At 69.1% G+C, this 10632-nt stretch carries 8 protein-coding genes; all 8 read left to right on the plus strand.

The window, feature by feature from the left end; genetic code table 11:
- The first annotated feature begins 497 nt into the window (after positions 1-497).
- The 8 genes from KUM44_RS25430 (at position 498) to KUM44_RS25470 (ending at position 10437) form a co-directional block, all read left to right on the plus strand.
- Complete coding sequence (locus KUM44_RS25430) at positions 498-2555, plus strand: APC family permease (protein ID WP_217211421.1); 2058 nt, start codon at positions 498-500, stop codon at positions 2553-2555.
- A gap of 120 nt (positions 2556-2675) precedes the next feature.
- The gene (locus KUM44_RS25435) at positions 2676-4004 is read left to right on the plus strand and encodes a class I SAM-dependent RNA methyltransferase (RefSeq protein WP_217211423.1); all 1329 of its coding nucleotides are present in this window, start codon (positions 2676-2678) and stop codon (positions 4002-4004) included.
- A 492-nt stretch (positions 4005-4496) separates the two neighbouring features.
- Positions 4497-5084, plus strand: a complete 588-nt coding sequence (locus KUM44_RS47630; protein ID WP_374202073.1) for a hypothetical protein — start codon at positions 4497-4499, stop codon at positions 5082-5084.
- 88 nt (positions 5085-5172) lie between these two features.
- Positions 5173-5439, plus strand: a complete 267-nt coding sequence (locus KUM44_RS47635) for a transposase (protein ID WP_217211425.1) — start codon at positions 5173-5175, stop codon at positions 5437-5439.
- Entirely contained in the window at positions 5436-5744 is a 309-nt protein-coding gene (locus KUM44_RS25455) for a hypothetical protein (protein WP_217211427.1), read from the plus strand. Before KUM44_RS47635 ends, KUM44_RS25455 begins: the two co-directional genes overlap by 4 nt.
- Before the next feature lie 355 nt (positions 5745-6099).
- Positions 6100-7479 carry a D-alanyl-D-alanine carboxypeptidase/D-alanyl-D-alanine-endopeptidase gene (gene dacB, locus KUM44_RS25460; RefSeq protein ID WP_217211429.1) on the plus strand — a complete coding sequence of 460 codons (1380 nt, stop codon included), beginning with the start codon at positions 6100-6102 and terminating at the stop codon, positions 7477-7479.
- Positions 7480-7722: 243 nt separating this feature from the next.
- Positions 7723-9504: a protein-arginine deiminase domain-containing protein gene (locus KUM44_RS25465; RefSeq protein ID WP_217211431.1), complete on the plus strand. Its 1782-nt coding sequence runs from the start codon at positions 7723-7725 to the stop codon at positions 9502-9504.
- Positions 9505-9558: 54 nt separating this feature from the next.
- The gene (locus tag KUM44_RS25470) at positions 9559-10437 is read left to right on the plus strand and encodes an ester cyclase (protein ID WP_254390077.1); all 879 of its coding nucleotides are present in this window, start codon (positions 9559-9561) and stop codon (positions 10435-10437) included.
- Positions 10438-10632 lie beyond the last annotated feature (195 nt).

Raw genomic sequence — 10632 nt, forward strand, 5'->3', positions numbered from 1 at the left:
CCTTCTCTCGGTTCGCCGGGCAACAGGCGCGGGCCGGTCGCGGACCGCTGGGCAACATCATGCCGGGGAATGCCGGGGATGATCCCTCGCGGTACGGATCGTGGACTGCGCCACGGACCGCGGGTCAGGTCGGCTCGGGTGTGCCTCGGTCCACCGTAACGTCCGCCTCTGACACACCGACCGGCGAGTCTGGTGTCCCGTACGCCCGCCTCAGCGGCGGTTGAAGCTGCGGACGCTGGCGAGTGCCAGAACACCGAGTCCGGCGAGTGAGACGAGGGCTCCGACGAGCTGAGCGGCCGTCTGCGACATGAGGTCTCCCGGATGTGATGAGCGTACTGACGCAGGTGGGCGGATCCGCAGGTACGCAGGTCATGGAGGCATGGGGGCGCCGCGGGGCCCGCGCCCGGCGCGTGCGGGGCACGGAATTCACCCCGGCGCCGCGCGCGATTTCACCCGGATGTGCTCCGGCCCAGGAGAGGGGCCTACGATTCTCTGTTGTGTCCAAACTGACCGACGTGCCCAAACGGATTCTGATCGGGCGCGCGCTGCGCAGCGACCGGCTGGCGGAAACCCTCCTGCCGAAGCGCATCGCACTGCCCGTCTTTGCCTCCGACCCGCTGTCCTCCGTGGCATACGCGCCCGGAGAAGTACTGCTGGTCCTCTCCATCGCGGGCGTGTCGGCGTACCACTTCAGCCCCTGGATCGCGGTCGCGGTCGTCGTGCTGATGTTCACCGTGGTCGCCTCCTACCGGCAGAACGTGCACGCCTACCCCAGCGGTGGCGGCGACTACGAGGTGGCGACCACCAACCTCGGCCCCAAGGCCGGCCTCACGGTCGCGAGCGCCCTGCTCGTCGACTACGTGCTCACCGTCGCCGTCTCCATCTCCTCCGGCATCGAGAACCTCGGCTCCGCGATCCCGTTCGTGGTCGAGCACAAGGTCGAGTGCGCGGTCGCGGTGATCCTGTTGCTGACGGTGATGAACCTGCGCGGCGTCCGGGAGTCCGGCGGCCTCTTCGCCATCCCGACGTACGTCTTCGTCGTGGGCGTCTTCATCATGATCGCCTGGGGCGCGTTCCGCGGGCTGATCCTGGACGACACCATGCGGGCGCCCACGGCGTCGTACGAGATCAAAGCGGAACACGAGGGCCTCGCGGGCTTCGCGCTCGTCTTCCTCCTGCTGCGCGCCTTCTCCTCCGGCTGTGCCGCGCTCACCGGTGTCGAGGCGATCTCCAACGGTGTCCCGGCCTTCCGTAAGCCCAAGTCGAAGAACGCCGCGACCACGCTGGCGATGATGGGCCTGCTGGCCGTCACCATGTTCTGCGGCATCATCGCGCTCGCCATGGTGACCAAGGTGCGGATGGCCGAGAACCCGGCCGTCGACCTGATCAAGGACGGCGTCGCGGTCGGCTCCGGCTATGTCCAGAACCCGGTGATCACACAGGTCGCCGAGGCCGTCTTCGGCAAGGGGAGCTTCTTCTTCATCGTGCTCGCCGCGGCCACCGCCCTGGTGCTGTTCCTGGCGGCCAACACCGCCTACAACGGCTTCCCTGTGCTCGGCTCGATCCTCGCCCAGGACCGCTATCTGCCCCGTCAGCTGCACACCCGCGGCGACCGGCTCGCCTTCTCCAACGGCATCGTGCTCCTGGCGGGCGCGGCCATTCTCCTGGTGTGGATGTACGGCGCCGACTCCACCCGCCTGATCCAGCTGTACATCGTCGGCGTGTTCGTGTCCTTCACGCTCAGCCAGACCGGCATGGTCCGCCACTGGAACCGCCTCCTGGCGACGGAGACGGACCAGGCCAAGCGCCGCCACATGATCCGCTCCCGCGCGATCAACACCTTCGGCGCCTTCTTCACCGGCCTGGTCCTCATCGTCGTGCTCGTCACCAAGTTCACGCACGGCGCCTGGGTGGCCCTGCTCGGCATGGTGATCTTCTACGGCACGATGACGGCGATCCGCCGCCACTACGACCATGTCTCCGAGGAACTCGCCGCCCCCGAGGGCCCGAGCGACGACAGCGTACGGCCGTCCCGCGTCCACTCGGTCGTCCTTGTCTCCAAGATCCACCGCCCCGCCCTGCGCGCCCTGGCCTACGCCAAGCTGCTGCGCTCGGACACCCTGGAGGCGCTCAGCGTCAACGTCGACCCGGCGGAGACCAAGGCGCTGCGCGAGGAGTGGGAGCGGCGCGGGATCGACGTACCGCTGAAGGTGCTCGACTCGCCGTACCGCGAGATCACGCGGCCGATCATCGAGTACGTGAAGGGGCTGCGCAAGGAGTCCCCGCGCGACGCGGTGTCGGTGATCATCCCCGAGTACGTCGTCGGCCACTGGTACGAGCATCTGCTGCACAACCAGAGCGCGCTGCGGCTGAAGGGCCGGCTGCTGTTCACGCCGGGCATCATGGTGACGTCCGTGCCCTACCAGCTCCAGTCGTCCGAGGTCGCCAAGGCCAGGGCCCGCAAGCGGCAGGACTGGAACGCGCCGGGCTCGGTGCGGCGGGGCCCTGCAACGGAGCGGGCGAAGGAGCCCGTCGAGCCGGACGCCCAGCGCTGACGCGGGCGGGGCGTGCGGCCGCGAGCCCGTAGACTGGTGGGCTGTTGTCCGCCTCGGGCCCTCGACCGGACCGCCGGTCGGCCCGTGCCGTCGCCCCTCTCGATCTGGAGTCACCCCACCATGCAGGCAGAACCGAAGAAGTCGCTGGTGGGGGAGGAGTACGAGGTCGAGATCGGCCCCGTCGCCCATGGCGGCCACTGCATCGCTCGTACGGCAGAGGGCCAGGTGCTGTTCGTCCGCCACACGCTGCCCGGCGAGCGGGTCGTGGCCCGGGTGACCGAGGGCGAGGAGGGCGACCGCTTCCTGCGCGCCGACGCGGTCGAGGTGCTGGACGCCTCCAAGGACCGCATCGAGGCCCCCTGTCCCTTCGCCGGCCCCGGTCGCTGCGGCGGGTGCGACTGGCAGCACGCCAAGCCCGGGGCGCAGCGCCGGCTGAAGGGCGAGGTCATCGCCGAGCAGCTGCGGCGGCTCGCGGGACTGACGCCGGAGGACGTCGGCTGGGACGGCACGGTGATGCCGGCCGAGGGCGACAAGCTGCCTGCCGGACAGGTGCCGCAGTGGCGCACGCGCGTGCAGTACGCCGTCGACGCCGACGGCCACGCCGGACTGCGCCGGCACCGCTCGCACGAGGTCGAGCCGATCGACCACTGCATGATCGCCGCCGAGGGGGTCAGCGAGCTGGGCATCGAGAAGCGGGACTGGACGGGGATGGCGTCGGTCGAGGCGATCGCGGCGACGGGTTCGCAGGACCGCCAGGTGATCCTCACGCCGCGGCCGGGTGCACGACTGCCGATCGTGGAGCTCGACCGCCCGGTGTCGGTGATGCGGGTCGGCGAGAAGGACGGCGGTACGCACCGCGTCCACGGCCGCCCCTTCGTCCGTGAACGCGCCGACGGACGTACGCACCGGGTCGGCAGCGGCGGCTTCTGGCAGGTCCACCCGAAGGCCGCGGACACCCTGGTGACGGCCGTCATGCAGGGCCTGCTGCCCCGCAAGGGCGAGATGGCCCTCGACCTCTACAGCGGCGTGGGCCTCTTCGCAGGCGCCCTCGCCGACCGCCTCGGCGACAAGGGCGCGGTCCTCGGCATCGAGTCCGGCAAGCGCGCGGTGGAGGACGCCCGGCACAACCTCGCCGACTTCGACCGCGTCCGCATCGAGCAGGGCAAGGTCGAGTCGGTCCTGCCGCGGACGGGGATCACCGAGGTGGACCTCATCGTGCTGGACCCGCCGAGGGCCGGGGCGGGGCGGGGCACGGTGGCGCATCTCGCGTCGTTGGGGGCCCGGCGGATCGCTTATGTGGCGTGCGATCCGGCGGCGTTGGCTCGGGACCTGGGGTATTTCCGGGAGGGGGGGTATCGGGTGCGGATGTTGCGGGCGTTCGATCTGTTTCCGATGACGCATCATGTGGAGTGCGTGGCGATCCTTGAGCCTACCGAGAAAGGTCACTGACCTGCGGTTTTGCCTGGTGTGCATGATGTGCGCTGTGGGCGTTACGGGCGATATCTTGACGCACGAGCGACGCACGTGACGCACGTCTGACGCACGTCTGACGCACGTCTGACGTACGTTTGGCGCACTTTCTGATGAGGCATCAGGCGTATGAAAGCCGCCCGTGTCCACCAGGTGAACCTGGGGGACACGGGCGGCTTTCATACGCCGGCGAGAGCTGCGGCGCGTACCGCTGGGGCGGTCGCGGTGTCCGTTGAGCCGGAAGTCGTGGGTTCCGTACGGCGTGGTGTTCCGCACCTGAGTTGCAATGGTCCTGCGGTTCTTCATCTACGACAACGCCGAGGCCAGGTCCGCGGTCGCCGCAGCGATGGACCAGGTCGGCGAACAGCGGTCCCGCATGCTTGCTGAACAGGACGACGAGCGAGAGGCGACCTGGCGCGAACGCGCCCTGAACGCTGAGGAAGCCCTCTGCTCCTTGGCCAGGTATGCGACTTGGAAGCCGAGCGGACCGAGGACGCCATCCAGCGGATCACTACGGAGAACACCACCCTCAAACAAAGAGTCCGCCAACTCACCGCCGACAACCGCACCCTCGACGAGCGACTTAAGGCTGCCCGATCCAACCTCCGCTTCCAGGTCCGGAGCATCGCCGACCGCGAAGCCCAAATCACCGACCCGTTGCACAAGAGCAACCGCCGCCCGCCCCGAGCTGCCCTCGCACCCCTACAGATGCCCTCTGCATGGGTGCACCACAATGTCGGCGTGGAATCAGGCCTGGGAACCGCTCTCATCGCCTTCATCGCGACACTCGCGGGTGCGGTCGTCTCTCTCATCGGCGTCATCTGGCAGCAGAAGCAGAACGAGAAGGCCGCCGAAACGAACCGCCGGACCGCTTTGCGCGAGGCCGGCCTCGAGCGCATCGCGGAAGAGCTCTTCCCCAGGGCCCACATAGTGCGTCTGGAGGACGGGACCGAGGTGAAGCTCGGGGTGCTCCTCTCGAACACCAAGACCCGGCGCGCCAAGCTCACCGCCGACAAGCTCGCCGCCCTGGCGGAACTCGGGCTGGAGTGGGCTGCATAGGCAGCGGCTCGGGCCCTCGGCCGGAGCCTGACGGGAGCTCAGTCATGGGCTGTGGGCGTTCCACACCAAGCCCGCGCCGGCCCGCGCGATGCTGGAGCAGGCCCTCGCCGCGAAGGTGCCGTTTCGCTGGGTGACCGGCGACGAGGTCTACGGCCGGGACCCCATCCTGCGCGGCTGGCTGGCCGAGCAGCGCCTGAGCTATGTCCTGGCCATCGCCTGCAAGCACCGATGCGGGCCGCGCGCGCAAACGCCCGTACCGTCTCGGCGATCCTGCCGGCGCATGCCTGGGAGGTCCGCTCCGCCGGTGACGGTGCCCACGGCCTGCGCGAATACGCCTGGGCCCTGGTCCCGTTGACCGGGCGCGACGGCTTCGACGACGCACTGCTGATCCGGCGGTCCCTCGCTGACGGCGAACGCGCCTACTACCTGGTGCACGCGCCCGCGAACACTCCGCTGGCAGACATCGTCCGTGCTGCCGGGGCCCGTTGGGCGATCGAGGAGTGCTTTCAGGCGGCCAAGAACGAGGCCGGCCTCGACCACTACCAAGTCCGCCATCACTCGGCCCGGTACCGGCACATCACCCTCGCCATGGCGGCTGCCGCCCACCTGGCCGCGGTCCGGGCCATCGCTCATGAAAAGGGGGACGCGGGCACGATCTGATCCGGCTGAGCCTGAACGAGATCCGCCGCCTGCTGAGCAGATTCGCCCACGCCGTCCGACACGAGGCCGAGCACGTCCTGCACTGGTCACACTGGCGTCGCCGCCATCAACACCGCACCCGCCTCAGCCACTACCGCCGCCGAGGAAGGGGAACAGCCGGTTACGCCCTCTGCAATTCGAGTCGACCGGCGTGCGTGAACTTGTGATCTCTGTCTCTTACTTATGAGTCACCTTTCGCGAATCGTGCCGCTCATGTGACCACTTGTGCTGCGCTGATCATTTCGCGCCACATGGTCAACCCGTGCCCCACTACGTCAGCCGTTCTTCCACCGGCGCGCATCACGGAAAGCCCTCCATGAACGACAGAACCGAAATAGTGCCCCCGTCCGCCTTCACCCCGGGCGGTCGCCACCGGCACCGCAAGCCGAAGCAGCTCGGCACGAGCGCCCGCCGAGCCCTGGTGCTCGCCATGGCCCTGCCCGTCGCATCGGCGGCGCTCGCCGGTCCCTCGGCCTTCGCCGCCGACGGGAACACCACCGCGACGACCCCCGACACGGCCCCGGACACAAACGAAGGCCTCGACCCCGCCGACCAGGCGATCGCCGCGAACCTCAACACCCGTGTCCTCGACGCGCGCCTGGGCGGCAACGTCAGCGGCGTGGTGCTGGACGCCGAGTCGGACGGCACCGTCTGGGACCACAACGGCGCCACCGCGCTGATGCCGGCGTCCAACACCAAGCTCGCCACCGCGACCGCCGCCCTGACCGTGCTCGGCCCGAACCACCGGTTCAAGACGAAGGTCGTCTACGGCGATGGCACCCTCACCCTCGTCGGCGGCGGGGACCGGACCCTGACCAGCGCCGACCTCGCCGACATGGCCAAGGACGCGGTGGCCGGACTGAAGGCCGCGGGCCTCACCAATGTGAAGGTCGCCGTGGACGACAGCCTCTTCCCCGAACCGACCCTGGCCACCGGCTGGAACGACGGCTACTACCCCGACTCCGTCGCCCCGGTCCGCGCCCTCGTCGTCGACGGACACGGAGTGAATGACACCTCGATCGACGCCGGACAGGTCTTCGCCAAGCAGCTCGCCGCCGACGGCATCACCGTGGACGGCGACGTCACCCGCCGGACGGCGGACATCACCGACGTACCGGTGTCCCGCCACAAGTCCGCCAAGCTGTCGGACATCGTCCACCACATGATCAAGGTCAGCGACAACAACATCGCCGAGACCTTGCTGCGGATGACCGCGCTGCGCGCCGGGCAGCCCGCCACGTTCGAGGGCGGCACAGCGGTCGTACGCGATGTGCTGAGCCGGAAGTACGGCGTGTCGCTGGAGAACTTCGAGATACACGACGGCAGCGGCCTCTCCCGCGCCAACCGCATCCCGGCCCAGACCCTGGCGGAGATCCTCGATCTGCTGACGGAGGAGCGCTACGAGTACCGTCTGAGCTCGATCCGCGACGGCCTCCCGGTCGCGGGCGAGGCCGGCAGCACGCTCGGCCCGGAGTGGGGCCGCTTCGACGACGCGAACTCGAAGTGTGCCGTCGGCAAGGTGCACGCGAAGACCGGCACCCTCACCGGCGCCATCGCACTGAGCGGCCTGACCCAGGGCAAGGACGGCCGGTGGAAGGTCTTCTCCTTCGTGGAGAACGGCTCCACGGCCAACAGCAACGCCATCAAGGACGCGATGGACGGCCTCGCCGCGACCGTGAACGGCTGCTGGGCATAACAGCGGCTGGATCCGACGCGAACGTGCGCCCCGGGAGCGGATGTCCCGGGGCGCACGTCTGTGTGAACGCCGTTTGCACCGTGCCGGCTTCGCCGTGCCGTCGGGCTCGACCGCGTACTGCAACTTTCGGATGACTGGAGCCCGGCCTGTCGGCGGGGGTGGCGCCGCTGCTCGGCGGAGTGAATGCCTCATGGGGCCGCGTTGGGATGGCGGTATCGGTCACCACCCATCAGGAGTACGTGGATGAACACAGCAAGGGCCAGGACCGCGACAGCGTTGGCGATCGCCCTGGCGGTCGTCTCCGGCACCGTGTCGGCGGCCACGGCTGCCGGTACGGGGGCCGTACGGGCGGACATCCGTGCCGATGTGAACCGCGACGGCACAGTCGATGTCACCGGGGACTCCGATATCGCGGGCAAGACGACGTGGAGCAGCGGGCGGGGCGCGATCTTCCTGCCGAACCTCGGTGACAAGCAGCAGCGTTGCAAGACGAGGACTGCGGACGGCCGCTGGCTGACCAATGCCCGGCTCCAGGCCTGCAACGACGCCCAGGGCAATGTCGTACGAGCGCCGGAGTACCTGGCGCCGCTGCGCACCGCCCCGGCCGGCAACGTCTCGGACACGGCCACCGGCAGCCTCCGACTGGTCGGTGCGGGCAAGTCCAAGGTCCGCCCGTTCCTCAAGCGCGGCGACGCCTGGACCTACGTCACCGACACCACCCGCCTCACCGCCGCCGAACTGCGTGCCGGGCTCCAACTCGGCCTGGACGGGCGGGACGTCATACGGGAGGACTGGGACGGCCGGATCACCGTCCGCCTCACCGTCACCGACGGCGACCGCACCTCCACGGACGAGGTGATGCTGCGCGCCGCCCCGGTCCTGACGCACCATCACCTCCAGCGCACCGAGCGGGCGCTGGTCGTGGACGGAAACCGCAACGACCCCAACCAGCGGAAGTTCGCGCGAGAGTTCGCCAAAGAGGTGCGGAAGGCCGGTATCGCCAAGCCGACGTACGAGTTCAAGGACGGCTCGGACATCTGGGCGCAGGACTTCATCGAGCCCGGTTACGTCAGCATGCCCGGCCCGGGCGGCAAGCCGCGCGTCCTGCGGATGATGATCCGCTCGGCGCAGATGGACCGCGACGCGGGCAAGCAGGTCTTCGAGATGCGCGGGCCCGGTGTCGGCGCCGTACAGATCAACAAGGGCAGGTTCAACGACCAGGCCGACCAGATCAACTCCACGGGCAACCTGGAGACGATCCCGCCGTACGCCCGCAACGACAAGTCCTACCCGGCGGGCCGGATCATCACCGGCCGGCACGGCTCCCGGCTGCCCGCGCACACGGGCTTCCTCAAGGCCCAGCAGGCGCAGGACCCGCTGATGCTCGACACCGGATGGCTCGGCGTCGGCCACGTGGACGAGTTCGTGCAGTTCCTGCCCGCCGACACCCCGCGCGGCTGGAAGATCGGCATCGCCGACCCGGAGGGCGCGCTCGCCCTGCTGCGCAAGGCGCAACGCGACGGGCACGGCCACGCGAAGGTGTTCTCCATCCCCCGCTCCTACGCCCAGGGCCGTATCCCCACGATCGACCAGGCCCTGTCCGACCGGCAGTTCCTCAAGGACAACGCCTACGCGGCCCGCAAGATCAAGGAGAACCTGGAGCTGCTGAAGCGCGAGACCGGCGTCACGGACGCCGAGATCGTGAAGATCCCGGCGATGTTCGAGAGTGGTGGCTTCGGTGGCGTCCCCGGAGCGCAGGACCGTCCGGTCATCGCCTACTACCCCGGTGCCGTCAACGGCGTTGTGCTGACCCCCACCACGTATGCCGCCCCCAAGCAGTGGGGCCCGGTCGTGAACGGCAAGGACATCCTCGCGGAGGCGGTGACCAAGGCGTACGCCAAGGTCGGCATGCGGGTGCGCTACCTGGACGACTGGCGTACCCACCACGTTTCCGCCGGTGAGGTGCACTGCGGTACCAACACGATCCGCGCGGCCGGAACGGCCTGGTGGAGCTCCCCCAAGTAGGACCGGACCGACCGTACACAGGAGACTCAAATGAGATACCGGAAGACTCTGCCCTTGATTGGGCTTGTTGCCGTGGCCTGCCTCGCGACCGCCTGCAACAGCACGTCCAACACCGACACCGCCCCGGCCGCCCCGTCGACGACGTCTGCCGCGGCTCGCTCGTCGTCAGCCTCCGAGGAAGCGAACAAGGCGCTCGTTCTGCGCCTGTACTCGGAGGCGTTCAACAAGGACAAGACCGACGTGGTGAAGGAGCTCGTCGCCACCGACTACGTGCAGCACGACAAATCGGTCCCCGGCGGAGCCGACGGGCAGGCCAAGGCGTTCAAGGACGTCAAGGCGAAGATTCCCGGTGCGGTGGCGACCGTCAAGCACGTGGCCGCCGACGGTGACCTGGTGGCCGTGCACTGGCACGCGTCGGCCACCCCGAAGAACGAGGCGACCGGCCAGGCCAAGGCCGACCTGTTCCGGGTCGACAACGGCAAGCTGGTCGAGCACTGGGGCATCACGCAGACCGTGCCGGCGAAGACGGCCAGCGGGAACTCGCTGTTCAGCGACGTGTACCGGTACCCGAACGGGGAACCGACCCTGTCGGAGGAGCAGGAGGAGAAGAACCGGAAGTTCGCGGTCGACGCGTACCGCAAGCTCTCCGACGGTGACGCGAGCGTGATCGACGAGCGTTGGGATCCTCGGTACTACCAGCACAACCCGGCGGCCGCGAGCGGAACGGCTGTGCTGAAGCGGTTCTTCGAGCAGAACACGCAGGACGCCCCCTCGCCCAGCGGTACCGGGGGCGGCGGGACCCGGTTCGGCAACACCCTCGCCGACGGGGACCTGGTGTGGGTCTTCAGCTCCGACTACGTCGTTGTGGACCTCTTCCGCGTGGTCGACGGAAAGATCATCGAGCACTGGGACGTCGTCGCCGACGGGCAGTAGCCGGGCCAGCCGGAGGGACTGGGCACGCCTCGTAGGATCGGACTGGACCCAAGTAGCCGGACTCGCCAGCCACATCGCCGGACCGTACGACCCGGACGACGTGTTCACCGGCCTGATCCGTGAACAGGTCGACCGTGCGCGCCAGCAGCAGAAGGCGCGGAAGAACGTCTCCGAGTAGGCCCCGGTCCAGCGCTA

The organism is Streptomyces sp. AC550_RSS872 (assembly GCF_019049285.1).
In the GTDB taxonomy this organism is placed as follows: domain Bacteria; phylum Actinomycetota; class Actinomycetes; order Streptomycetales; family Streptomycetaceae; genus Streptomyces.